Here is a 25,887-nt window from a genome sequence, read left to right as displayed (position 1 = left end):
TGAGCAGTGTAAATCAACTGCTTGGATTTGACCTGTCCGTGGGTTAAACTTAGTTTTTATTTTTCAATTTTCTTCTCATTGATTCACCTTTTATGTCGATTCTGTGTGCCGTGTGTACCAAACGGTCGAGTATGGCGTCGGCCAGAGTTCTCTCCCCGATGATGTCGTGCCATTTTGATACGGGCAATTGTGATGCAATTATGGTCGATCTCTGTCCGTGACGATCCTCGATGATCTCCATGAGCGCATGCCTGTTGATATTGTCCAGTGGCTTGAGCCCGAAGTCATCAAGTATCAGTAGGTCCTGTTTTTCAAGCTTGCCTATCTGTTTAGGATAGGAACCGTCAGCTTTTGAGGTCTTCAACATGGTAAAGAGCTTGGCCGTGTTGAAGTACATGACCTTTTTCCCCATGGAACAGGCCTGGTGGCCGATTGCGGAGGCCAGATAGCTTTTGCCGACCCCGGTGCTCCCGGTAATGAGGACATTCTCCCTCTTTTTGATAAAATCGCAGTTGCCAAGGCGCTGTACCTGGTTTTTGTCCAATTGTCTGGAAGGTCTGTAATCCACCGCCTCCATAACGGCAGCATACCTAAAGCGCGCCGATCTGGTCAGGCGTTCTATCCTGCGGTTATGGCGGTCGTCCCACTCGCATTGTACGAGGTAGGCAATGATCTCGTCATTGGTATAGTCGGTGTCCGTTCCGTTGGGCCCCAAGGTCGTTTCAAATGCCCTGTGCATGCCATGGAGCCTGAGCTCCTTCATCTGTTGTATTGTCCTTTCGTTCATATGTAGTATTTAAGTATTTGTCCCTATTCATAATATTTTCCGCCCCGTATGTTCTGGTGCTCGGGCATTTCCAGATTATCATCGGCGCCCTCATCAAGCTTGTCCCAGCCCTTTTTTAGGATGCGCTCGACCATATTGTAATTATATGCACCATATTCCGTTGCCCTTCTACAGGCGCTGTCAAGACGGTCCCTGCCATATTTCTTAGCAAGGTGCAGTACGCCAAGACAGGATTTATAGGATTGTTCGGGATGCTGCTTCTGGTCCAATATGGCCATGATGTAGCCTTGGCAGCTGTCCCCTATGTTTCCGGCCCAGGCAATGAACCTTTCGCTGCTCCATTCGCTGACGAAACGGTGGTGTGAGGGCATGTGCCCGGCCAGAGTGGTATAGCCGTAACGCTTGAAGAAATCGATGTACTTGGCCACCGTGTTGCGGGAGATGCCCAACTGCTGGCTTATCCGCCACTTGCTCACACCCGAGGTGTGGAGCTTGAATATCCGTTTTATTTTTCGCATGTCTATCTGCTTGTTCGCCATGGTCCTTTTTCACAAAAAAAGACCTTTGGCACATTATAGGCAGATCAGATCCAAAAGTGGCTTACTTTCATCCGGCGCGGGTGGCTCACTTTCACGGTTCTTCGTCATATTTGGGGATCATTAACCGGTTTGGGATAAAATCACCTTTTTACGCAATAGGTCAAAGCAAGCCCTGCCATACATTTGTCTTTTAATGCTCTTTATCCGGTTTACATGGCCTTCTACAGCGCCATTGCTCCAAGGCATTTCAATCGCGTTCTTAACGGCTTTGATATCCCTTGACAGTCCATTGGCAAAAGTGGCCAATCCCGTCATTTTGTATTTTGATCGTTTAATGAATTCGATCCATCGGTAAATGTTGCCACGTCCCGTGGTCAACATAGTTTTAAAGATCCGCACCAATTTTTGAATAACCCGTAGCTCCGGGATATTGTCCAATAAGGTCTGTAGATATCTCCGCTGATCGGGATTCTTGACAACAGTCGGACAGGAACCGATATATTTGGCGAGCTCCCTTGAGCTCAAGGGTTTTATATAGGGAATTCTCTCCTTTTGTATCTGTGCAAAATCAGGTGTGCATATTCCATGTTTTTCCTTTATGATGTTTATATTGTGATAGGCCTGCGTCCTGCTTCCGTTGTATCCCAATTTATAGATTTCGTCCATTATATCTTTCACCATATATCCCTGAACGTTCAATCGCGCAACGATGTGTTGGGAAAACAGCCCAATATTGGTCGATCTTGAGCTTGATCTGGGAGGCAATGATTCCAGCGAGAGATAGGAATGGACCGTATTGCGACTTATGCCCAGATCTCTTGCGATCTTTCGTTTGGATATGCCCTTGGCATGCAGTTCCTTGACCTTGTTGAAAACATCCTGCCTCCGGTCCGTTCCTTTTAGGTCTGCTCTTTTTTGGGCCTTGGATAATGGGCCCGTTGTTTTTTCCTTCGCATCGCCGGTAATTTGACCATCGGACTTTTTCAAAAGTTCATTGCTTTTATCCTTGATGAGCTTTTTGATTTTTGGGTCCACACTTTTGAAATACCTGTCCAAGGCATCCGATAGGTTCATTAATAAATGAAATCGGTCCGCGACCTGTTCTGCACTTGGACAGACCTCATCAATGGCAGAAGAATACGAACTGGCCCTGTCCCTGGTGACAATCTTCACGCCAGGATATTTTGACAACCACTTTTTTAGCTCTTTGCCCTCCCTCGAAGGTAAAATATCAATGGGCCTTGACGTCTCCATATCAACGAGAACGGTTCCATAACTTATCCCTTTTCGATATGCAAAATCATCAACGCCAAGTACCTTTGGTTGGGCTATTTGGGGCAGTTGTTGTTCGTGGGCCATTCGTGTAATGGTTGATTTGCTGACCGAGATCAGTAGTTGTTCCGACAGGGTACTGCCCATTTTACCGGTCAGTTCGATCGACAGGGAATCCAATATCTTTGATACCCTTCGTGTTCTTCTCGAATATCTCAAAATATATGGTGTCTGTTCTGAAAATACTTTTCGGTCACATTGAGGGTTCTGACATTTAAATTTGCGTGTTTTTAGGAAGATAGTGGTCTTGTTTTGAAATACCGGGAGATCTGATATTGTTCTGGTATAACGATCATGGATTTTATTGCTGTATATTTCACAAACGGGACACTTTGCCCGTTTGGATTTTATTGATGCATCTATTTTAACCAGGGAATGGGAGCAATCAATGTTATTTACAATTAACCCAGGCATGCCGATCAGTTGTTTTACGGTCATAAGTAGTTGTTTATTAACTACTTAAAGATAATAAATATCACCCTATAAAGCAAAGGATAAACGTACTTAAATTACTGAATATCAATATATTAAAACCAAAGCCCTAATGCATGGATTTCCCCAAATATGACGAAGAACCACTTTCACCGGCCGGCTATGCTCACTTTGGCCCGGCGAAGGTAGTATACTATGTCCGGCGTTTCCACATTACCTTGTAAAATTGTCAGATTAAGTTAACTGCTACATCTTAGACATTTTATTATTCAGCTAATCATATAGTAGTTTAATTAAACTAACCTCTTCTATAGGTTGGGTGGTTGGTCAAAACTAGAGATTTAGAGAGTAGGTTAATCTAAATTAAAAACTTCTAATATTAAATGATTCTTTGATAATAATTTCGATATCTTCCTTCAAAAAGTTTGAACTTTGTCCTTTTGAGGTCACCAGGTCCGAGCACCAAAAAACAAAAGAAAACCTTGCAAATATGATGATTTTGCAAGGTTTTCTCTTTTGGTCTCTTAATCCCTTCAATAGGACAATGTATTGTAACCATTGGCCTGTAATTGCAACATTCGAATGGAGGCTGTGGGCACAGGGGTCAACCCTTCAAATAATTGGTCTGCCGTTACATCCAATTTTTTCATGGCCATACTACATACACTTACCCGGACCTTGCCCTGATATTTTTCAAAATAGGACTCCAATGCGGAACCTTTCACCAAATCGGACACAATTTTGCCCTTTACCACAATTTCAAATGCCTCAATATCGATCCCATTTTCCACTAGTGTATCATACATCCCCAAAACACCTTTAAAATGGAATTCGTCACTTACACCAAATGCATACTTGGGTGTCTTTTGTAAATCTGTAACGGTCTGTCCGTCCAGTTTCACCTGTCCGTAAATCTCCATTGATGTAAAAGCTGTAAATACAAAAAGGACAATGAAAATGCGCAATGTTCCCATAATGGTTCTAAGGTTTAATTAAAGAAAGTACTGCCATAAATGTACAACTATTGGCTTTCATCCCTTACAGTAATGGTCTTATATACTGTTATGGGCTTGCCATAAGTGGTAAAACCATCCAAGACCACTTCAAATTCTCCGGTAAGGTCGGAGGTGTAGAACTCGAACTCCAAAGTATCCCCTGTTAACTGGGCATGGGGCTCCCAAAACAATAAGGAGCGGTAATCCGGGATCTTTTGGTATTGAGCATCGACCCCATCGTAATTTTGACGATAATAGTTTTTCTTGGGCAAAGGCTTTTCGACAGGAACATTTATTCCAAATTCAGGCGTGTAGGTTTCGTAAAAATTACCATCAAAGGTAGTGACCTCCATCATTCCCTGATAGTCCTTTCCCGAAAGCCTAAACTTGTCCCTGATCAAACTGATGGATTTGATCAAACGGGCATCAAAAGCTTTTATTCTTTCATGGTTTGGAATAAAAACCCCATCTATCAATACAATAGCGGGATATTGGTCATATTCCTTTTGGTATCCTTCCACATCTTGATTAATGTGGATATAATCCGCCCCTTTTCCGTTGTTCCGGTATCCTGCATAGCCCAATATTTCCACCAATGTTTCCTGTAACGTCGGAAAACGGGTATAGTCGTCCAAAGATATCACTTCGGGTATGGCACCATCAAAAGGATCTATGGGGTCACCTAGCAACACGGAATCGGGCTTTACAGAAAAAAACTGGTTCTCAATCTGATTGTAAATGCTCCTTTCCTTAATGGCACTTGCGTATTCCGGTTTTAGTCTAAAGTGGTTAAAAGTGACTCCTGAAACATCCAACTTGGGCACTGTGTCCAATTCCAATCCCAAACCTGGACTGTCTTCCATAAACTGCACAATTACTCTGGGCTCCTTATATTCTTCACGAACATAGGTGTAGAAACTACCATTATTATCGGTTACTGTAGACTTGAGTATGAACTCATCCCCTGGAATGGACATTGCCAAGCTGACATCTACCACAGGTTTTCCAGAATCCCTTTCCCTAGCCTTTCCATAAAAAAGTTCCCCCCTTTGTTCAGGAAGAAACAAACTATCACCTACTTCCTTGTCGATCTGTTTGTCCACATTAAAATAGGCAGTTCCAAATTCCATGGCATTCATGGCCAAAGATGTTGGTATTGTTGCTTTTTTTTGGACTCTGAGGGTATAGTTGCCATTACCCAACTGTCCTTTATAATTTTTTAGTGCAAAATGGATTTTATCCCTTGTTCCATAGTGCTTCTTATCAAAATGCAACTGAATCATAGAACTATCGCTGGGTTTTTCCATTTCCATATTGGATACCCCGGTTGCCTCTCCCTGCGAATTATCCCCCAAGAGCTTGCTTTGATCTGCCTGATAGGGATTGATGACCACAATATCTCCTTTAAAAACTTGCTTTACACCATTGTTCTTCATCCATTGGGTATATCCGAGCAGTTTGTAATTTCCCGAAGGAACATCGGTATTGATGAAGAAATCTCCTTGGGACAGGCCTTTGTCCAGCCTTATCTTTTGCTCCAAAATATATTTTCCCTCTTCGTCCACTAAAGCCACATAGCCCATAATACTTATATTGGTGGACCTATTGGTCTGCGCGTTGAAACAATAAAAAGCATAGTGGAGGTACTCCCCGGCAAATACCAAGGGACCTGTGTGATGTACGTATACTTTTTCTTGAGCAAGTTTTTTCAGGTCCATCAATTCGCCGACATCTTTGATAACATATTGGGGCCTGACCACCACGGTCGCCCCTATCAAGGCCAAAAATAAAATCAGTTGTTTTTTCATATTTGTTCTTTATTCAACCCAAAAATCTGGAACCACATTCTTCCCTAAATAGGTGCAATCACCACATGGAGGCACTGTAAAGGCATAGGGACCAATACAAAAGGGAACAGGCACTATCCCATCATCATACGGTGCATAATAAGTTATAAGACCTTGATCCACCCCTTCAACCACCGAGGGAGGGCAGTCACTTGCATCTCCCCCGCACGGAGGTGGCGGTTCAAGCGCAGTATACGGGCCACAATTATATGGATATGGAGGAAGTTCTTCACCTGGGAACAAGTCTGCAAAATTGAAGAACAAACGCCGCTCCGATACCGATGTAGCCTCCACATATCCAAAAATTTCCTCACTTGCCCCATCTTTTCTGTGCATATTGGCATACAGGGCGCCGGGTTGTATCTGTGAAAAAAGTCCTTCTGACTGTGAAAAACTCTTTAATGTTTCGTAGTGGGAATAGGCCGTAGCAGATTGCACATGTTGTTTTACCAAAATGCTGTACCTATGGGAAATAATATAGTTGTCTTTTCCAATAAAGCGCACCATCTGTTTGGAAACATTGGTGCCGGAATTACCTACTGTACTGTTCTGTACAATACCATTGGACGCCACCGTATTATAGCAAACCTGGTTCTGCACCTCACGGGGAACCACCTCAAGATCATAGGTGGGCGGATTGGAACAAGGAACATAATTGGTAAGCTCAAACTCCCAAGGTGACCAATAGGGTGCCACAATCTTATAGGTTTCATCGTAGGTGTACCGATAGTATTCCGTTACACCGGATTCTGGCTTACTATCTATATATATGGCCACACCGTCCACCCCCAATTCGCTTTTTGTTCTTTCGGCATAGATATTGGTAATATCCGAGGTTCCCGACACCGCAACATTGTCCGAAACGTAGGATGCCCCAGAAGCCAAGGTCACTTCCAGGGAATAATCAACCCCTGTCTGTAGGGCAAAGGGTTGGTCTGAATAATAGCTTCCCTCACGACCTTCGGTAAAATTAAATTCCTGACCATTGTTTCCAAAAACCCTTACCATGGCCCCAGATTCTACATTGACCGAATCATAGGGTCTTATGCCAATTGGGATGTTGCGGTCCCAAATGGTATCCGTTTCCAAGTCCAACCTACTGTCCGTCCTACTCAGAAACACTTCCTGGGTCTTAAGTTCATTGGTAAGCACGGCTTCCACAACAAGTTTTCCATTAGCGCTATCATCGGCCAAAGTGTCTATATCCAATTCGTCCAAGCAGGCACTTATCACAGCCAGCAGCATTAGGCCCAGGAAGAACCTGTACATAAAACTTCGTAATCCTATCTTGACTTTGGCGAATGTCATTATTGTTCCAATCCGTTAATCATTCTTATTCTTCCCAAAAATCCGGAACCACATTGGCCCCCAATAAGGTACAATCTCCACAAACCCTTGTCACAAAAACATAAGGACCTGGGCACGAACTGTTCGGTACCAGCGATTCGCTATAAGGTGCATAATAGTTTATGAGCCCTTGATCCACCCTCTCTATTACCGATGGCGGACAGCTCTCAGGAGGTGTCGGACCGGCATAACAACGGGATAAATGGGACTCGGGAGCAGTTTCCAGGCCACAACCATATGGATACGGCGGAAGTTCCTCTCCCGGAAACAAATCTTCAAAATTGAAGAACAAACGCTTCTCTGTGGCGCCCACCGCTTCCACATATCCCAATACATCCTCATCCTTGCCATCCTTTCGACTTACATTGGCATAAATGGCGCCGGGCTGTACTTGGGAAAAAATATCCTCTGATTGCGAAAAACCCTTCAATGTTTTATAATACGAATAGGCATCGGCCGACTGTACAAGTTGCTTAACCAGGATACTATATCTGTGTGAAATGATAAAATTGTCCCTGCCGATAAACCGAACCATTTGCTTGGAGACCTTAGAACCCGGATTTCCGGCAGTACTCGCCAATTCTATAGTATTGGAGGATACTGTATTATAGCAAACCTGATTCTGGACTTCCCTAGGAACGATTTCCAAATCATAAGTAGGTTCCGGTAGTGCGCATGGATCGTAATTGGTCAGCTTGAAATCGACAGGGCTCCACATAGGTGCCACAATTTTATAGGTTTCGTCGTATGTATACCTATAGTATTCCGAAGCGCCCAACCCGGGCTCACTGTCTACATAAATAGCCACACCGTCCACGCCACTATTGCTTGTGGTTCTTTCCGCATATACATTGGTGATTTCAGAGGTGCCTGTCACCCCAACTTTTTTAGAAGTATAGGCCGTTCCTAAACTGGTCGTTATTTCCAAAATGTAATCCACGCCCATCTCAAGGGCAAAAGGGGTATTGGAAAAATAACTCCCCTCTTGACCTTCGGTAAAAATAAATTCCGTACCGTTATCCCCCAATACCTTTACAGAGGCCCCCGTCTCGACCACCACTGAATCATAAGGTCGGGTACCTACGGGAATATACCTATTATAGGTTGTATCGGTTTCCAAATCCAATCGATTATCGCTCCTGCTCAAATACACTGTTTGGGTCTTCATCTCGTTGGTGAACACGGCCTCCACAACAAGCATTCCATCAGCATCGTCCCCTCCAAGAGTCTCGATATCCAGCTCATCAATACAAGCCCCTACGCCTATCATAAGAACAAGGAGCATAATTATCTTATATATCATTCCCCTCACTTTCATTAGAATTTGAAATTGTAGGTTATGGAGGGAATGGGCACCCCAAAAATTGAACTTTGCAATGCCTTTACCTCACCATCTTCTGTAACAAAAAATACAGAATAAGGATTGTTACGTCCCAATACATTATATACTTGAATGGTAATAAAACTATGGGCCAACTTGTTCTTTTTATGATTGCCCTCTATGTTGATTCCTAAATCCAATCGGTAGTAGTCCGGGATACGATATTTATTTCTATCACTAAAAATCACATAATCCGAATTATTGAACCTATAGGTCCCTATTGGATAGGTTACCGGTCTACCTGTCTGGTACACAAAGTTCATCGAAAAACTAAACCTTCTGGTAAGCCTGTAATTGGCAATCAAACTGACATCATGGGGTTTGTCAAAATTGGATGGGAAAAATTCCCCATTGTTGATCTGCTCTTCAGGATAATCCCCATCAAACTTGTACAATGACCTGGAATAGGTGTAGCTGAGCCAACCATTGAAATCGCCCCTATTCTTTTTCAGCAAAAATTCCACGCCATAAGCCTTTCCCTTACCTTGCAGCACTTCGGTCTCTACATTCTCGTTTAGCAAAAGATCGGCCCCGGTCTTGAAATCGAGCACATCGTCCATACGCTTGTAATATCCCTCCAAGCTTAACTCATACATATTCTCCTCAAAGTTTTTATAAAATCCCAAGGTGGCCTGATATCCCTTTTGGGGTTTGATGTTCAAATCGGACAATTTCCAAGTATCGATGGGCGACACGGTTGTATTGTTTGAAAGGGTATGGATAAATTGATAAGCATTATTGAAACTGGCCTTTACCGAAAAATCAGGCGTTATAAGATACCTGGCGGAAATCCTTGCCTCTGGGCCACCGTAGGTCTTGATAAATTCCCCACTTCCATAACTGATGGTATCCTGAACCGTGGTCTCGTTTCGTGGCGCACCTTCTTCATAGGTGTTTTGGGTAGCCTTGCCCATGGCCGCATAGAACATGTATCTGGCCCCTAAACTCAACAACAGTCTGTCTGAAACCTTGAATTCGTCTCCTAGGAACAACGCTCCTTCCAATGCCTGTTCATCTTCAATATCCACAGGGGCGACATTAGAGTCGTTTCCTTTAGGTTCGATACTCCCTGGATTCACCGAGTAATATTTTGCAGACAGACCATAATCCAACGCATGCCCTTCATTTAAACGGGTCCTCAGTTTATACCTGAGTTCGGATTCATTGATGGCATAATCCAATTCAAAATCATTATTGCCTTCGCTTTCGTAATCAATTCCAAAATTATAGTCACTGTTACCTGCGGTCAGAACACCGTTGGTCCTTTCACTCAACTTATGGGCCCACCGAACGGAAAACAGTCTATTACTGTAATTGTATAGTGAATCAGAGGTGATACTGAAATTATCCTTGCTGTAGTAGGCAGTTCCTCTAACCTCGCTGTTCTCATTGAACCTATGGTGATATTTTACAATTCCGTCAAAGAAGGAAGCCTCGCTATTGCTCAGGGATTCATCATCCAAGGAGCGTAAAATCCAATCGGCATAGGCACCCCTTCCACCTATCACCAGGGAGGATGCTTCTTTCTTTAGTGGGATTTCCAATGCCAAATTGCCCGTAACCGGACCGATGGAACCTTCTCCTGATATTTTTTCCACATTGCCGTTTTTGGTCTCAATATCAAACACGGAAGAAAGCCGTCCCCCAAACTCAACGGGTGCCGCTCCTTTGTATATGTTCACCTTTTCCGTGGTGAAGGGGTTAAGGGCCTGAAAAATGCCGAAAAAATGGGTGGGATTGTAAATTACGGCATCATCTAAAAGAACTAGGTTCTGATCTGTTTTCCCGCCACGCACATTCAATCCTGATGCTCCCTCACCAGCAGATGAAATTCCGGGCAAGGCCTTCGCAACTTCCAAAATATTCCGTTCCCCCAGTACCAAGGGGATATTCTTGGATTCTTCTGATTCTATTTCCTCACTACTCGTAATGGCTTCTTCAACATTGCTCACGGCATCCGCTTCCACCACAACTTCATCCAACTGCTCCAAGCTTTCGCCTAAATCCAGGTTCAAACTGCCATCATTGTACATGATCACTTCCCTTTCCAAGTCCTTGATACCCATGGCACTTGTGGTAATCACGTTGTAACCGGCAGGCAACTCCATGTTATAGTTCCCCTGTTCATCCGTAATGGCCATTGTTCCCCTACCCTTTATCCTGATGGCAAGGTCTGGAATAGGTTCTCCTGTCCTCGCATTGATTGCCTTACCAGATAACGAATAAGACTCCCTCAAATCCTGTCTGTCCGCTTTCCCTATACGTACCAACGGCAACCTGTCCGTGGTTTGAACATTGGTTTCGGCAAAAAAAGCAGGAGGTGGGGCGTTTTGGGTGCCAATTGTATTTTGGCCTTGAACTATTGAGTCCTGCCTCCCAAAAAATCCCGAGGGTAAATCGTCATATATTATACCGTTCTGTAGCAAGAAAATCCGTTTTTCTTCCTCCGATACATAAAAGTTTAATTGCGTACCCGATAAAACAGAATCCAAGATTTCAGTGATTGTGGCTTCTTGAAAGTTTTGCTCTATCTCTATATTTTCAATCCAATCATCAAGATAGAAAAAGGAATAACCGGATTTTTCCTCCAATTCCGTGAAGAAATCGGCAGAAGTTTTTGAATCGCCCAAAATAGTTATTGGCGCATTTTGCGAGAAAGTTAATTGCGCCACTAGGAACAAGGCAAATAAACTTCCTTTCTTTACTAAAAAAGAAAAAGGTTTAAGAAAAAATGTCAATGGTTTATTGAATTAGCTTGCTACAATTTAACAAAAAATTAATAGGTTACTTAAATTAGCATGTCAATTTTTTGTTCTCTCCATTGATATTTGAACATCCTTAAAATATCATTGAAAAAAAATATAGAATCATCAGAAGGGATTATTCTATCCAAAAAATTGTTAATCCAATGATCCAAATGACAACTAACTAATCCATTCAATATGAAAGATCTAAAAACCAAAGTTTTTTTACTAGCATGCCTGCTATTTGGGCTTCATACAAATGCCCAAATTGAAAAAGCCCCACCCCGAAGCGAAGGGGAGGGACCCTGGTCCCAACTCATTATTAGAGGTGTCACCGTCATCGACGGCACCCTTTCCCCTCCCATTGGCCCCATCGACATTGTGGTGGAGAACAACAGGATCGCTTCTATCCAAGTGGTAGGTTTTCCCGGGATGGATATCAATCCTGACAGACGACCCAAATTAAAACCCGGAGGCAAAGAGCTAAATGCAGAGGGAATGTACCTTTTACCTGGATTTGTGGACACCCATGCCCATATTGGCGGTACCACACAAGGAACTCCCGCGGAATATGTCTTCAAACTATGGATGGCACATGGCATAACCACCATTTGTGATCCAGGTTCGGGCAACGGAATCGATTGGGTATTGGACCAAAAAAAGAAAAGTGAAAAAAATGAGATTACCGCTCCAAGAATCAAGGCCTATACTTGGTTTGGCAGCAGTTTGAACGGCGAAAAAGGTAGAGGTGATATCACCACACCCGAGGCCGCACGGGAATGGGTACGGGAAAATGCCAAAAAAGGTGCAGACGGCATCAAATTTGGTGGTGGACTCCCAGAGGTCATGCAAGCGGCTTTGGAGGAAAACAAAAAATTGGGGCTTCGCTCCAAAACCCATCATGCCCAATTGTATGTGGGTCGTTGGAACGTTTTGAACAGTGCCCGGGCCGGACTGACTTCCATGGAACATTGGTACGGGCTGCCAGAGGCCATGTTCGATGATAGAACCGTTCAAAACTATTCCCTGGACTATAACTATCAAAACGAGCAAGACCGTTTCGGGGAAGCCGGCCAACTCTGGGCACAAGCTGCCAAACCGTATTCCAAAAAATGGAATGAGGTCATGAATGAGCTTATTTCCCTCGATTTTACTATATCTCCCACTATGGTCATTTATGAGGCCAACCGGGATTTGCAGCGAGCTCGCCGTGCGGAATGGCACGAAATGTACACACTGCCTTCCCTTTGGGATTTTTATGCCCCTAGCAGACAGTCCCATGGATCATATTGGCATTTTTGGGGAACCGAACAGGAGATTGCATGGAAGGAGAATTATAAACTTTGGATGACTTTCTTGAACGAGTACAAAAACCGTGGAGGTCGTGTGACCGTCGGTACCGATGCGGGGTTCATCTATCAACTATACGGTTTTGCTTACCCTAGGGAAATGGAACTATTGCGTGAAGCGGGCTTCCATCCCTTGGAAGTTATCAAGGCAGCCACGCTGAACGGAGCCGAAGCCTTGGGCATGGATAGCGAGATTGGCACCATTAAAGTGGGCAAATTGGCCGATTTTGTCATTGTTGAGGAAAATCCCTTGGAAAACCTTAAGGTCCTATACGGAACAGGAGCCATTAAACTTCAAGAAGACAATACCGTAGCCCGAGTAGGCGGTGTCAAATATACCATCAAAGATGGTATTATATATGATGCCAAGCAATTGTTGGAAGATGTCAAAAAAATAGTGGATGAAGCAAAGGCAAAGGGCAATTACAAAATCCTACAACCTGGAATGAAAGGATAATTTCCAAGGCTCACCACCTTCAAAATTTCGATTATAAAAGTTGCGGCGCATTCTCATGCGCCGCAGCTTTTTTAGAATACCTTGCCCAATGCGTTACTGACCTTTTCCCATCCTGCTTTGCTCGCACGGAGCTTGGAACTTTCCTGTTCAATGTGCACAAACCTACCTGTAGTTCCGGTTGCCTCCACACTACAAGGGTTTGGCGACCCATTGATGAAACGACCTTGGGTGTTATCAAATGCCGCATACCGGGTCCAGTTGGCATCCAAATGGGGGATTTTAAAGGTTAAGGTGTTGTCCTCTTCCAACAGTGCATTTTTAATCAGGGACACATAATCCTTGGATGGGGTCTTATTTGTACCGTTGCTCATGATCACATAGGGATCGGAAGCTTCCTTTGAGAACCCATGCAGTTGTACAAAAACACTGCTTGGCAATTCATTGTACATGATCTCCGTGGTTCTTTGAAATGTGGAATAAATATTATGGGGAACATCGGATACTCTATATGGGGCATAATTGGAACTACAAGCTTTTGTAGTACCTGAACATTCTGTAGGTTCTTCCCGATTGCACCTGTGGGCCCCGCTGATGAATAGGGCCTTGGCTACGTTCTGCCTAAAAACATAGGCGGCCTGATACCCTGTATTCTGGTCATGTAAAATATGGGGCGCAGCCAACACCAAATTTTGCTTTTTCGGAGTTTTACTGAATACAAAAGTTCCCCAATAATTGGTTCGGATGCTAAACTCCTTTAAAATATAGTATACTTGGTTGGGTGTGGATTCCGTATCGGTAAATTCCACAACTTGATAATTTAAGTAGACTGCTTGTGCCACGGCTTCTTCAATATTGTCCTCCAAGATGGCGTGAATGATGAGGCCCCATTGATCTAGATCATTATCTGTCGGCACCTTGTAATTATTACCTGAAACTCCGGGAACGGCGTCCATTAGGGCTCCCAAATAAACCTCAAGGTTTCCAGAATCGTATTGAAGTTCTGCTGTCAACAGTTCCATGGTTGAAACCTCCAAGGGGTCGCTCAGCTCCGAAGCATTGCCTGCGGCATCATTGGCCTGAATTTGATAAGTATAGGTTCTACCGGGATCCAACCCTTCCAATGCATACGAAGCTTTTCCTGAACCCACCAAAAACTCATGGTCCTGGTACAACCAGTAGTTCTTTACTTTTACATTATCGGTTGCAGGTTCCCAGATCAGGTCCAAGGAACGCTGGGTAATGTTTGATGCCGTAAGGCCAATTGGCTTGGAAGGCGATTCATTGTCTACTTCAATCGGTTCGTTCCCATCATTATTGGAGGAACAGGAAATGCTCCCCACAATCATCATGAGTAAATATGCTTTCAGTAGGTTTTTAAGATAGGACTCGGTTTTCATAATCATTCTTTTTTTAAAATTCTTCCATTCAATTTTTCAGTGTACCCTCCATTTTCCACCGATATTTTTCCGTTGATGATACTGTACTCCAAACCTTCGGATAATTGAAAGGGATTTTGATAGTCTGCCCGGTCACCAAAAGTTTCAGGATTAAAAATGATGATATCCGCATAATTGCCAACCTGTATGGCACCGCGATCAGGGATACGAAGAATCTGTGCCGTTTTCGAGGTACTGCGATTGATAAAATCCGATAGTTTTATGGTACCTCCTTTAACATACTTCTTATACTTTCTCGGGAATGCACCGTACTTTCTTGGATGACCCGTATTGCCATCAGATCCTGTTACCACCCACTCTTGTTGCATAAAATTTTCAATATCATATGGGTCAATACTAAAAGAAGCTACTCTGGCATACCCTTTTTTCAGAATCTCAAATACCGCTTCGTTAGGGTTCAATTCCATGGATTCAGACAGCTCCCCAAGGGTTTTTCCTTCATACGCTTCGTACTCTGAATTGACTATCAACAGTTTTTCAGGACCTCCGCGTAGTTCGATATTTTGCCTGGTCCCTTCCAATATCCGTGGCTTAAGATTTGGATCGGAATATCTAATGAACAAGGAATCCTTACCTCCGCTTTCTGCCCATCGGGGGACCACGGCCGCCTGTAATCCTGTGGCACTTGCTTCGTAAGGATACTGATTGGCCGTCACTTCCACTCCCCTTTTATTGGCTTCTTCAACAATTTTGATTATCGAGTCGCTCCGTTTCCACACCTCTCTTCCCAAACATTTAATATGGGAAATATGGATTGGTATGTTTGCCTTTTCACCTATCTCTACGGCTTCTTCCACAGCCGCTACCAACCCAATGGAATAGCATCCCTCATCCCTTAAATGAGTATCGTATATACCGTGGTTCTTTGATACTACCTTGGCCAAGGAAATAACCTCTTGGGTCGTAGCATAGCTGCCCGGAGCATAGAAAAGACCTGTTGACATGCCAAAGGCTCCTGCATCCATTTCTTGTTTCACCAAATCCTGCATGCTCAACACCTCATCTGGCGTAGCCTTTCGGTCTACTTTTCCCATTACCCGTTCCCTTATTGTTCCCTGTCCGACCAAAAAAATCACGTTGGTTCCAATTCCTTGATCTTCGTAAATCTTACTGTATTTGGAAATGGGAAATAAACTACTACCGTCATTCCCTACCACAACCGTCGTTATCCCCTGAAAAAGGAAAGGTTTGTTATCGGATTCGCTTGGACTTCCCAGTTCCACATCGGCATGGGTGTGTGTATCTATAAAACCTGGCGCAACGATCAAGCCTTGGGCATCAATGGTTCTCCTTGTCGGAATATCCTCTTTTTCTTGATTGCCCACATACACAATCCTATCCCCTTTTATCCCAATAGAAACCAATTTTGGCAGAGAATCGATGCCGTCATAAACAATCCCGTTCTTGATAAAAATATCCATCTCCCCCGTTGCAGGGGTACATCTGCTCAGCATTGCAGCAACCAACACCAATAGAATATTTCTTTTCACACGCATTTATACCAAATACATAAATTGACACCTATTCATCCTGGGCCTCATAAACAATAACATTGTCCAGATCAAAAGATTCCGCAGTTGCTCCAGATTGTATCTGGATGACCAATTGATAGGAGCGTATTCCTTTCTTGTAACCACTGTCTATTTTGAGCCATTGACCGGCCATTGTTTCTGTATCATTGCTGAAAACACTGGCCAGTTCCAAAACCTCGCTACCATCATCAGTGGTAATGTTGGCATAGGCATGGAGGCCATCCAATTCTTCCCAACTGGTAACCCCAAAGAACACTTCAAATGAAACCCCGGAATTCTCCTGCCCTTTGGGCACATTCACGGTATCAAAGGTGATGCGAATGGCACCATCTGCATCCTCAGAATGGAACCCTTGTACCCCATCAGGATAGGCCTCATAATCTTCCAGTAAAGACACGACACCGATACGCTCTTCGGAAAAGCCTAGACTGCTGGTGCTGATATCCGTAATGGCAATGTATTCGGAATCAAATCCTAATTCATCATCCTTTCCCGTACCCTTTGCCACGTAATCCACAAAGGGAGGGTTTTCTCCATTGACAAGATCAATCGTCTCATCGTTACCCCCATTCCGCACATACACATCATCCTCCAAACCAACAGGAACCTCTTCAAAGGAGGTACCACGGATTTTTACACCCTCGGGTTGAAAAAATGTAAAGGAAAATTCCATGGCGTTGTGATGACCAGAAAATTTCAACCTATCGGTAGTATCACCACCCTGATTGATATTATTGACGTCATAATTTGGTGACCGTCCATCAAATATTCCTGTTGGGGTAGTAACCACCGCCACAAAGGTGATTCTATCATTCAGTCCAACGTCGTCAATGGTCAACCCAAATTCGGCAAGAATCTCAGGAATCGTGAACGAAATAGTGGTAGGAAAGGAACTGATATTGACCAATGTTTCCGTTTCCAAGTCCCCAAATATTGCTTTTAAAGTGTAATTGGTAGCATTTTCATTAGGGTCATACAGGGTACCGGTAAAGGACTCGGTGTCGAGTTTCAAAATATTGAAACTTAAATCAGGCTCCTGGGTAAAGGCAATATATCCACCGTGAAAAGTAATGTCCTCCAATGTGTTGTAATCCTTTGTACAACCCAAAACCAATACTAAACCGATAATAATTTTCAAATTCTTCTTCATGGTCATATGGTTTTCAGATTATTTAATGAAACCTTCGGGGTTGGTATCCCAGAAAACACGTTCCGTATTTTTCTTTTGCTTGATGAAAGGATTCACCTGTACCTCATCGGCCGAATAGGGAAAACTCCGGGGAAAGGTGGGGTTGTTATCATCAATGGGCACTTCTATATTCGAAGGATAACCTGTCCGTCGGTAGGCGTTGTAAGCCTCAATGGAATTCCCGAATGCTGCCAAATAGTATTCCGTAATGATGATATCCAATCTTTCCTCATCCGATGCTGCATTGGCATAATTGGTCAATACTTCTTCCACATAGGCATCCACACTCTCGTCTGTAGCTAAAAAATCCGATTTTATATTTCCAAAAGCCATTACCTTGTGCATGGAAGCCCGTATAGCCTGTTCCAAAAGTTCGGCCGGATCGCCATTCGTTCCAAGGGTCAATGCGGATTCTGCTGACAAAAATTTTACGAAGGAAGTAGTGAGTAAGGGAAGGATTCCGGTCCCGTTCAAATTTGTGGTCTTTGATGCTGTTATAAATTGGTCTTCATCAAAGGCGCCACTTGCTGGATATAATCCATATACGGTCCTTTGCTTATTGTCGCCATAACCTGTTCGGCTCTCCCCATGATCCAATCCCCTGTAATATTCCCCGAGATAGCAGTACACTACATTCGGTTCATCCATGCAGGTGGTGTAGGGTATGATCAACGGGTCGGCAGCCGCCTGACGATACAAGTAATATCGGATTCGGGGGTCTTTTTGGCTCTTTGAGTCTTTCAACATGTACATAAAATAGTTGCCCATGTACTGCCCAAAATCGCTCACATACCCTCTTTGAAAATAGGGATGCCTGCTTTCGGGTTCCACTACGTTGGCATAGGTATATTGAAAATCCTCCTCTTCTGTATCGATCAAATTTCCCTCCAAAAGTGCATTGATCTCCGCAACCGGATTGGCAATACCTATAGATGAGCTATTCAACCGTGTCTGCACCAAAATCCTCAACTTCAATGAACGGGCAAAAGCAATCCATTTATCCTTATCGCTTGCATAAAAAAGGTCCGTAGAAAATTTGAAAGTCGATGCTTCAATGTCCAAAATGGCTTGGTCGATGTCCTCTAAAACACTCAGGTAAACATCTTCCCCATCATCCAATCGTGCATTGGGAAATTCGGATGGATTCACCGCTTGGAAATAGGGTATCTTCCCTACATAATCCACCATGGTAATGGTCATATACCCCACCAACAATTTATTGATAGCATTATGGAGCAACAGCGTTTCGTCACCTTCGGCCAGTTCAGAAATGGTCCTGGAATTGTTCAACGCCTCATAATAACCTTCCCATTCCTTACTGGAACTGCCGTCCAGCACATCCACCGAAACAATGGAAGGGTAAGTATCGGTCATAGCCTCGTAGCGCATCACGTCATCGGTATTCAAGATCATATTGCCCATAAAATGCTGGAATCGATACTGAATCTCATTCAACAGATATTCGGGATCGGCACTTTCGGGTGTCAAATAATTTGGATTCTCCTGCAAATCGAAGTTGGAAACCTCGCACCCAAAGATCAAAAGGGACACACAAGCCATTTTTCCAATTAGTTTTCCTGTTCTACGCATTTCTTAATCTTTTGATTGGGTTAAAATGTTACCGATACGCCAAAGGCAATCCTTTTGGTAGATGGCACTGTACTATCGCCTTCCCATCCGTCACTTTCCGGGTCATAGTTCACATACTTTGGAAAATTGGGAGCCCTGTACCAAAGGTTTCTTCCTGAAAGGGTAATATCCATTTTCTTAAAAGGCAGTTTTTGACCTTTCATCGGTTTCAGGGTATATCCCAAGGAAACCTCCCGCAACCGGAAAATAGAGGTGTCCCACATGCCAAGGTCGTTTGCATTGTAGTAATTGGAATATCCTACCCTGCTGGCATTCAATTGAATCGTGTTAGGGATTTGATCTCCGTTGGCATCGAGCAAAGGTTCACCTGTGTCATCATCGGCTAAGTATCCAGGAATGATAAAGGTACCTTCCCTGTTCTCGGTCTCTTTGGCGGAGCCGCGCTGCAGCATATTCACCACACTGCTGGAATAAATTTCCCCACCGTGGGTATACTCCATCTGGGCCGAAAGGGTAAAATCCTTATATCCAAACGTATTGATGGTCGTTAGTTTCCAATCGGGGTTGGGATCGCCGATCACCTTGGTATCCAACCCAACATCATCACTGGTGATGACCTCCCCTACCCGGGTAGAGGAACCATTACCACTGATCAATAGGTTGCCATCCTCATCTCGAAGGGCATAATCCCCCTTGATGACCCCAAAGGGTTGCCCTTCCACAGCATATCGGTCCTCGGTGATAAAGATATCGGCACCGGTTGGGGTAGTCTGCACCACTAAAGATTCATCAGCGGTAAAAATGTTCCTGAGGTTCCATCTAAAATTATGACCCCTAAAAATATCAACCCCCAAGTCTACCTCAACACCTTCATTATCTATTCTTCCCAAGTTGATGTATTGATCATCATATCCCGAAGAAGGTGCTAAACGGGATTCCACAATTTGGTCTTTGGAAACTCGCATGTAGGCCGATGCTTCCAATGTGACCCGATTATGGAAAAGCTTGGCCTCCATACCAACCTCCACTTCTTTGTGCAACTCAGGTTTTAAGTTGAGGTTGGCATAACGGGTACTGTATCGGTTGGTGACGGGATACACACCATCCTGGGCTGCAAAACGCAATGGATCGATAACCAAAGTGCTTCGGGTACGGTAGGGTGGCGGATAACCAGAAGAGGTAGCATAAGCATACCTAAATTTCAAATAATTGACGGTTTCACCACCAAAGTTGAATGCCGAAGTAGGAATGAAGGAAAACGAAGCCCCTGGATAGAACAAGGTTCGATTGGCGACCTCTACGGTACTGCCCCAGTCATTTCTTCCCGAAAAGGTAGCATAGAAATAGTTTTTGTAAGCAAATTGCAACTGCCCGAAAGCACCCGCCAAGTTTTCTTGTGATGTGCCATAATCCGCCTCCGTGGTGGTGTAGTTGGTCGGTCTCAAAAATCCGTAAACAATTTGCCCGTCCGAGTTGGATGAATTCCCTGCATATCGGGTCAATTGGGAGTTGATGCCGAGTTGTGCCTCCAAATTGAGGTTTTTGATGACATCCTGGTTAAAATTGAACATTAAAGTTTGGTTCACCACTACTTCCTTGCTATCCCCAATGTTCAAATATCCATACAGATAATCCCCGTCATACCCACCCTTGTTGGAATAATCAAAACCGGAATAGGTTTCACTATCAAAACCAACCCGATAGATTACGTTCAAGGGAGTAGCCAATTGATAATCGGCGGTGAAATTCCCGAAAACCCTCACTTTATCATCATAATTACCAGAGTTGTGTAAGATCCAAAGGGGATTGGTATCGTTCCGATAATATACCGCCCCCCCTGTCAATGGATTTTGGTATGGCAACTCGGTCAGATCGATCCATCGGGGCAAATGATACACCACACTGAAAATATCCTCATCGTTCACCAGGTTTACTTTTCGGGTGGAATATCCCAAATTGGCCGAAAGGTTGAGTTTCTTCATCAATTGGACCTTTCCTCCCACAGAAAGATTAAAGCGTTTCAGATCGTTATTCGCAATGATACCCTGCTCATCTGTATACCCAGCTGAAAGATTGAACCCCAATTTTTCACGAGTGGTTGCCAATGTGAGGGAGTGAGTAGTCCCGATTCCCAACCTGAAAATATTCCTAACATTGTTAGGTTTGGCTGCAATTTTTATGGTTTTATCCGCATACTCTGGAAAGATATCCGCCATAGTTGCATACGGATGTGGCACCTCACCCAAAGTGGAAAATGCCGGGCCAAAATTTGAAATGATCGTTTGGTTGAATTCGATGCCCTCCGTACCATTTGCATACGTGTTCTGGAATTCAGGTAATTGGGATACCGTATTGGTGTACACGGTTGAGGAATACGTAACTGTAGTACTGGCGTCCCCTGTTTTGGCCGAACCACTTTTGGTCTGAATCAAAATGACCCCGTTCCGTCCTTCACTACCATACAGAACGGAAGCATTGAATCCCTTTAGAATACTGATGCTTTCAATATCGTTGGGGTCGATATCCCGCAACAACCCGTTGAAGGGAATATTGTTGACCACGATCAGCGGAGCATTTGACCCGGTAAGGGAAACGGTACCCCTGATCCGGATGGTAGATGAGGAGCCCGTTTGCCCATCGGCCGGTGTTATGGAAACTCCGGCTACTTTACCTTGTAGGGTCCGGGCCAAATCTGCCTCAGGCCGTTTTTCTACTTCTTCGGATTGTACATTGGCGATGGCATACCCCAAAGCTTTCTTTGATTTTTTAATCCCCTGTGCCGTGACCACTACCTCCTGAAGCGATTGGGTGCTTTCTTCCAAGATCACTTGCAATACCGATTGCTGACCTACAATGATTTCTTTGGCCTGGTACCCGATGTAGCTAAAAACCAAAGTATCATGCCCCTCTTGAAGGGTAATGGCAAAATTGCCATCAAAATCGGTGGTGACCCCAACAGCTGTTCCTTTGAGCAAAACCGTTGCTCCTGGCAGCGGTCCATTGACATCCCCAACAGTTCCTGTTACTTGTCTTTGACCATGTACCATCCCCATAAGGAACAATACCATGGATAAACATAAGAATCGGGTTTTCAACATAATCAATTTCGTTTAAGTATTCTTGGGTAAGATTTGAAGTATGGTGGATCTGAATGAACAAAACCCTTTGCTATTAACCATCTAGGGGTGTTGACGGTTGAATTTTCTTAGCCTTTTTGAGGATATCGGAATCGGGATAACTGGATAGGGTTGGATCACTTTTACCATCCCGGAACAATTCATAAGAATTTGCTTATGGATTATCGGGACAAGTAAAGTTCGGAGTGTAAGATTTGGGATTCTCATAGTGAACTTTATGTTAAAAAACTGAAAATTAAAGGATAAACATCTACCTTCAGCATACCAATCTTATCAGATTTAGCATACCAATTATGCATTTCAACATGAAAGGCCTTCTTATCAGAAATGGCTTTTCCTTGGATGCCAAACCCCAACCTCACATATATTTAAGTCTATACGACGCATTCAAGAGAGCCATTCTTAATCGGTTCTTGGAGCCGGATTCCAAGTTGCCGCCCTCTCGGGTATTGGCCAATGATTTGGGTATTTCCCGCAGTACGGTACTCAAGGCATTTGATCTATTATTGGTAGAGCGGTATATTACGGCAATAAAAGGATCGGGATACTATGTGCTATGTCCGAAGAACAAAAAATTAAAACTTAAAATCCCATCGGTTGCGCCAAAGGGAAACTATCCCTCCCTATCCAGCAGAGGAAAGGCTTTTTGTGAAAATGCGCATTGGCCAGGTGAGGATTCCAATAAGGGGGTCGCTTTTAGACCGGGGCTTCCTCCTCTGGATATTTTTCCCGTGCAACTTTGGAAAAAACTCATTGATGATTATTGGAAGTTCATCACACCGTCCGAGTTGTCATACAGCAACACCATAGGGCTGCAATGTCTTCGGAACAACTTGGCCAATTACCTGAAAATCTATCGCGACATTCAATGTGACCCGGAGCAGATCATCGTGACCACGGGATCGTTGCATTCCCTGTATCTGGTATCCAACATCCTACTGGAAACTGATGATGAAGTGGTTGTTGAAAACCCCACCTACCCTATGGCGCATGGTCTTTTTAGAAGTTTGGGGGCAAAGATTTTTGCCGGCCCAGTGGACGCGGAGGGGCTTAATTTAAATGGAATAAGCTGCGTAAAACCAAAATTTGTTTACACTACTCCGTCTTGTCAATACCCTACCGGCATCAAGATGAGTATGGCCCGAAGAAAGGAACTATTGAAATGGGCCTCGGAAAAAGAAACCTTCATTATTGAAGATGACTATAACCATGAGTTCAGCAATTGGGAAAAACCATTGGGTTCCTTATTTGGGATGGACCAACAGGAAAGGACCATCTATTTGGGCACCTTCAATAAATTGATCCACCCTTCCATGCGATTGGGCTACATGATCGTTCCGTATTATCTGTTGGATGCGGTAACGGCTCTTTACCGCCAGTCGAGCAGATTTGTTTCGCGAGAGAACCAGAAAGCCATGAGCCTTTTCATTGAAAGGGATTATTTAAACAAACATTTGCGGAACGTGATGGAAGTCTCCCAAGAACGAAAGGAAATATTTGTGGAACATTTCAATACCTATTTGGGAAATCACTTTTATCTGGACACCTCCAACCCAGGTCTACATGTGATAGGCCATATAAAGGGAGAAATCAAAGATGTTGAGTTGGAAAAGGAATTGTTGAACCACAATATCCTTGCCCACGCATTGAGCAAATATTACGTACACCCTACTGATAAAAACGGATTGGTCATGGGCTTTTGTTCCGTAAATCCTAAACAGATCAAGGATACGCTTTATAAAATGGGCGCGATCATCACAAAGCTACATACCCATCCCATGAAGTATTCAAAAGACAATGAAAAACTATCCGATTAAGGTTTAATCGAAATATTATTTTGTTAGGGAGTCCAAAGCTCGCTCGGCTTGCTTTAACTCAGATTGAAGTCTTTGGTTCTCTTGAATATATTGTTCCTGCAGTTGTTGTATTTTTCGTTCAAACTCGTCGGCAGGAACATAATCGGGTTCCAAAAGGGTCTCTTTGAAAATACTTGCCAAGGTGAACAAAAAACTAATGGTAATGGCTGAAATGAGCAGAATGAGGAGTGTTTTTTCCCTTTTAAGTACGGGGTTACTTTTCTTGATGAGTTTTTTTTCGTCCTTGGTCAATTTTCGGGTGCTCGACAACTGGTCCAAAAAAACATCCCACTTTTCCTCTTCCTTAACATACATGTCCATAAACCCGCCCTCATCCAAAAAATCCTGGGTACTCGGGGTGGAGGCCAGCATGAACATTTCCATACCATTCCCGCTCATGACATCCATTAGATTGGGATCATAATCCAAAATCTCTCGAACCAATTTTTCCACAAATTGTAGACTGTAGTTGGGTCTAAGAAACTCATCATAAAGTGTCTGAATCTCGAAATAATCACTTCGTTCCAAGGCGTATTCCAAAAAACGGTCTTTCAGTTCGGCCTTAAAAAACTCGCTCATAAATCAAAAAGGAGAATTTTGGTTGGTTGGTTTCGGTTGAAAATCAAAATTATGTTTATGGACGTTACGTCCCTAGGGTTTCATGTAAAGAATTTGTGATTTTTTAAACAGACTTGAACAATGGTCATTCAGAAAATCCTAAAGAACTTGGCAAAGCATATCCTCGCCTTTGGGTAAGGATAAATGGGATTGGACTACTACACGATTTCGGCGTTAAGGCCTGCCTCCAGTAATTTGGTGCACTTAGGCTTGAGATATGTATATTCCCCTGTCTTGACCGTACACTTACCATTGTAATGTACAATTAGGGAGCATTGTTCCGCTTGCTCCGGGGTATGTTCACAAACACTTATCAAGGTTTCAATAACGTGATCGAAAGTGTTTACGTTATCATTGAAAAGTACAATTTCATTTTGGTTTACAGTCTCTTCCTCAAGAAGGACATCTTCCAGTTCTTTTTCTCTAGTGCCCATGTTCCGTAGAGTTTATGTCTTTCTAATTTACATATTTTGCTGAAACCCAGTTGTTCTTCTCCAGTTTTTTTTCAAATTCCAAACCATGGGCCGCACATTTTGCAGAAATGGCATCCAAATCCTCCAAATAAAATCCACTTAGAAATAAAGCACCCCCTTTGTTGAGGCAATTCGCATAAACGGGGATGTCATCCAGCAAGATATTCCGGTTGATATTGGCCAGAATAACATCGTATTTTCTGCCAGTCAATAAATCACTGGTCCCCTGCTCCACATGAATGGTCGGACAGGCGTTCCTTTCTATATTTTCTTGGGTGTTGATCACGCACCATTCGTCAATATCAATGGCCTCTACAGGAGTTGCGCCTTTCTTGTTGGCCAAAATAGCCAGTACCCCAGTCCCGCAACCCATATCCAGTACGGATTTCCCTTCAAAATCATGGTCCAAAATATGCTGGAGCATCATATGGGTGGTTTCATGATGACCTGTTCCAAAACTCATTTTGGGTTCGATTACAATATCAAATTCCACATCGATCGGGTCGTGGAAAGGGGCTCGCACCATGCATCGCCCCCCAACCTGTATCGGATGGAAGTTCTTTTCCCATTCCGCGTTCCAGTTCTGTTGTTCAATCTCGGTACTGGTCCATGAAATCTTAAAATCAGGGTGCTGCAAGGCAAACAGATCGTCCAATAGGCCTTCCTTCCATTCTTCCTTTAAAATATAAGCCAGAAGACCCTCTTCGGTTTCCACAAAACTCTCAAAACCGGCGTCCCCCAATTCCGCGATCAAAATATCGGTTGCAGGTTGTAAGGGAACAATCTTAAAATTGTATTCCAAATAAACTATGGCCATACCTTTTG

The 25,887-nt window shown here is 43.6% G+C and carries 18 protein-coding genes; 2 read left to right on the top strand and 16 right to left on the bottom strand.

What is annotated here, in order from left to right:
• Window positions 1-49 precede the first annotated feature (49 nt).
• The 8 genes from istB to D2U88_RS06970 form a co-directional block, all read right to left on the bottom strand.
• Window positions 50-787: an IS21-like element helper ATPase IstB gene (gene istB, locus D2U88_RS07005; protein ID WP_119608405.1), complete on the bottom strand. Its 738-nt coding sequence runs from the start codon at window positions 785-787 to the stop codon at window positions 50-52.
• Window positions 788-810: 23 nt separating this feature from the next.
• Window positions 811-1,326: a hypothetical protein gene (locus tag D2U88_RS07000; RefSeq protein ID WP_147378547.1), complete on the bottom strand. Its 516-nt coding sequence runs from the start codon at window positions 1,324-1,326 to the stop codon at window positions 811-813.
• Window positions 1,327-1,446: 120 nt separating this feature from the next.
• Window positions 1,447-3,072: an ISL3 family transposase gene (locus tag D2U88_RS06995; RefSeq protein ID WP_235855743.1), complete on the bottom strand. Its 1,626-nt coding sequence runs from the start codon at window positions 3,070-3,072 to the stop codon at window positions 1,447-1,449.
• A 551-nt stretch (window positions 3,073-3,623) separates the two neighbouring features.
• Window positions 3,624-4,064, bottom strand: coding sequence for a DsrE family protein (locus D2U88_RS06990; protein ID WP_119639633.1), 441 nt, complete (start codon window positions 4,062-4,064; stop codon window positions 3,624-3,626).
• 47 nt (window positions 4,065-4,111) lie between these two features.
• Complete coding sequence (locus D2U88_RS06985) at window positions 4,112-5,893, bottom strand: hypothetical protein (protein ID WP_119639631.1); 1,782 nt, start codon at window positions 5,891-5,893, stop codon at window positions 4,112-4,114.
• A gap of 9 nt (window positions 5,894-5,902) precedes the next feature.
• Complete coding sequence (locus D2U88_RS06980; RefSeq protein ID WP_235855739.1) at window positions 5,903-7,240, bottom strand: DUF4249 domain-containing protein; 1,338 nt, start codon at window positions 7,238-7,240, stop codon at window positions 5,903-5,905.
• Window positions 7,241-7,265: 25 nt separating this feature from the next.
• Window positions 7,266-8,564 carry a DUF4249 domain-containing protein gene (locus D2U88_RS06975; RefSeq protein WP_235855738.1) on the bottom strand — a complete coding sequence of 433 codons (1,299 nt, stop codon included), beginning with the start codon at window positions 8,562-8,564 and terminating at the stop codon, window positions 7,266-7,268.
• 32 nt (window positions 8,565-8,596) lie between these two features.
• Window positions 8,597-11,290 carry a TonB-dependent receptor gene (locus D2U88_RS06970; protein WP_235855737.1) on the bottom strand — a complete coding sequence of 898 codons (2,694 nt, stop codon included), beginning with the start codon at window positions 11,288-11,290 and terminating at the stop codon, window positions 8,597-8,599.
• Between the two features lie 312 nt (window positions 11,291-11,602).
• On the opposite strand from D2U88_RS06970, the gene D2U88_RS06965 reads away from it, so the two are divergent.
• Entirely contained in the window at window positions 11,603-13,210 is a 1,608-nt protein-coding gene (locus tag D2U88_RS06965) for an amidohydrolase family protein (RefSeq protein ID WP_119639623.1), read from the top strand.
• A gap of 71 nt (window positions 13,211-13,281) precedes the next feature.
• Here D2U88_RS06965 and D2U88_RS06960 read toward each other — a convergent pair whose 3' ends face one another.
• The 5 genes from D2U88_RS06960 to D2U88_RS06940 are packed head-to-tail and all read right to left on the bottom strand — an operon-like array spanning window position 13,282 to window position 22,076.
• Window positions 13,282-14,607, bottom strand: a complete 1,326-nt coding sequence (locus D2U88_RS06960) for a fibronectin type III domain-containing protein (RefSeq protein ID WP_182859117.1) — start codon at window positions 14,605-14,607, stop codon at window positions 13,282-13,284.
• Window positions 14,608-14,609: 2 nt separating this feature from the next.
• On the bottom strand, window positions 14,610-16,157 hold the full coding sequence (locus D2U88_RS06955) for an N-acyl-D-amino-acid deacylase family protein (RefSeq protein ID WP_417935275.1): 1,548 nt from the start codon (window positions 16,155-16,157) through the stop codon (window positions 14,610-14,612).
• 31 nt (window positions 16,158-16,188) lie between these two features.
• Window positions 16,189-17,349, bottom strand: a complete 1,161-nt coding sequence (locus D2U88_RS06950; RefSeq protein WP_147378546.1) for a hypothetical protein — start codon at window positions 17,347-17,349, stop codon at window positions 16,189-16,191.
• A gap of 18 nt (window positions 17,350-17,367) precedes the next feature.
• Window positions 17,368-18,978 carry a SusD/RagB family nutrient-binding outer membrane lipoprotein gene (locus D2U88_RS06945; RefSeq protein ID WP_119639616.1) on the bottom strand — a complete coding sequence of 537 codons (1,611 nt, stop codon included), beginning with the start codon at window positions 18,976-18,978 and terminating at the stop codon, window positions 17,368-17,370.
• A gap of 20 nt (window positions 18,979-18,998) precedes the next feature.
• Window positions 18,999-22,076, bottom strand: coding sequence for a SusC/RagA family TonB-linked outer membrane protein (locus D2U88_RS06940; RefSeq protein WP_119639615.1), 3,078 nt, complete (start codon window positions 22,074-22,076; stop codon window positions 18,999-19,001).
• A gap of 344 nt (window positions 22,077-22,420) precedes the next feature.
• Between D2U88_RS06940 and pdxR the strand changes: the two genes are divergently transcribed.
• Entirely contained in the window at window positions 22,421-23,932 is a 1,512-nt protein-coding gene (gene pdxR / locus D2U88_RS06935) for a MocR-like pyridoxine biosynthesis transcription factor PdxR (RefSeq protein ID WP_182859116.1), read from the top strand.
• Window positions 23,933-23,947: 15 nt separating this feature from the next.
• Here pdxR and D2U88_RS06930 read toward each other — a convergent pair whose 3' ends face one another.
• From D2U88_RS06930 to prmA, 3 genes are all read right to left on the bottom strand, one after another.
• The gene (locus tag D2U88_RS06930; RefSeq protein WP_119639610.1) at window positions 23,948-24,550 is read right to left on the bottom strand and encodes a hypothetical protein; all 603 of its coding nucleotides are present in this window, start codon (window positions 24,548-24,550) and stop codon (window positions 23,948-23,950) included.
• Window positions 24,551-24,747: 197 nt separating this feature from the next.
• On the bottom strand, window positions 24,748-25,023 hold the full coding sequence (locus tag D2U88_RS06925; RefSeq protein ID WP_119639609.1) for an ATP-dependent Clp protease adaptor ClpS: 276 nt from the start codon (window positions 25,021-25,023) through the stop codon (window positions 24,748-24,750).
• Window positions 25,024-25,045: 22 nt separating this feature from the next.
• Window positions 25,046-25,879 carry a 50S ribosomal protein L11 methyltransferase gene (gene prmA, locus D2U88_RS06920; protein WP_119639607.1) on the bottom strand — a complete coding sequence of 278 codons (834 nt, stop codon included), beginning with the start codon at window positions 25,877-25,879 and terminating at the stop codon, window positions 25,046-25,048.
• Between the last annotated feature and the right edge of the window lie 8 nt (window positions 25,880-25,887).

The sequence above is a fragment of the Flagellimonas aequoris genome (genome assembly GCF_003584165.1).
Lineage (GTDB): Bacteria > Bacteroidota > Bacteroidia > Flavobacteriales > Flavobacteriaceae > Flagellimonas > Flagellimonas aequoris.
The sequence above is the reverse complement of the archived record's forward strand: the minus strand, read 5'-3'. Positions and strand labels throughout refer to the sequence as shown.

What these genes read in the sequence shown, in the direction of transcription:
- istB (WP_119608405.1), bottom strand. Translation starts at nt 787, where the DNA reads ATGAACGAAAGGACAATACAACAGATGAAGGAGCTCAGGCTCCATGGC.
- D2U88_RS07000 (WP_147378547.1), bottom strand. Translation starts at nt 1,326, where the DNA reads ATGGCGAACAAGCAGATAGACATGCGAAAAATAAAACGGATATTCAAG.
- D2U88_RS06995 (WP_235855743.1), bottom strand. Translation starts at nt 3,072, where the DNA reads ATGCCTGGGTTAATTGTAAATAACATTGATTGCTCCCATTCCCTGGTT.
- D2U88_RS06990 (WP_119639633.1), bottom strand. Translation starts at nt 4,064, where the DNA reads ATGGGAACATTGCGCATTTTCATTGTCCTTTTTGTATTTACAGCTTTT.
- D2U88_RS06985 (WP_119639631.1), bottom strand. Translation starts at nt 5,893, where the DNA reads ATGAAAAAACAACTGATTTTATTTTTGGCCTTGATAGGGGCGACCGTG.
- D2U88_RS06980 (WP_235855739.1), bottom strand. Translation starts at nt 7,240, where the DNA reads ATGACATTCGCCAAAGTCAAGATAGGATTACGAAGTTTTATGTACAGG.
- D2U88_RS06975 (WP_235855738.1), bottom strand. Translation starts at nt 8,564, where the DNA reads ATGCTCCTTGTTCTTATGATAGGCGTAGGGGCTTGTATTGATGAGCTG.
- D2U88_RS06965 (WP_119639623.1), top strand. Translation starts at nt 11,603, where the DNA reads ATGAAAGATCTAAAAACCAAAGTTTTTTTACTAGCATGCCTGCTATTT.
- D2U88_RS06960 (WP_182859117.1), bottom strand. Translation starts at nt 14,607, where the DNA reads ATGAAAACCGAGTCCTATCTTAAAAACCTACTGAAAGCATATTTACTC.
- D2U88_RS06950 (WP_147378546.1), bottom strand. Translation starts at nt 17,349, where the DNA reads ATGAAGAAGAATTTGAAAATTATTATCGGTTTAGTATTGGTTTTGGGT.
- D2U88_RS06945 (WP_119639616.1), bottom strand. Translation starts at nt 18,978, where the DNA reads ATGCGTAGAACAGGAAAACTAATTGGAAAAATGGCTTGTGTGTCCCTT.
- D2U88_RS06940 (WP_119639615.1), bottom strand. Translation starts at nt 22,076, where the DNA reads ATGTTGAAAACCCGATTCTTATGTTTATCCATGGTATTGTTCCTTATG.
- pdxR (WP_182859116.1), top strand. Translation starts at nt 22,421, where the DNA reads ATGAAAGGCCTTCTTATCAGAAATGGCTTTTCCTTGGATGCCAAACCC.
- D2U88_RS06930 (WP_119639610.1), bottom strand. Translation starts at nt 24,550, where the DNA reads ATGAGCGAGTTTTTTAAGGCCGAACTGAAAGACCGTTTTTTGGAATAC.
- D2U88_RS06925 (WP_119639609.1), bottom strand. Translation starts at nt 25,023, where the DNA reads ATGGGCACTAGAGAAAAAGAACTGGAAGATGTCCTTCTTGAGGAAGAG.
- prmA (WP_119639607.1), bottom strand. Translation starts at nt 25,879, where the DNA reads ATGGCCATAGTTTATTTGGAATACAATTTTAAGATTGTTCCCTTACAA.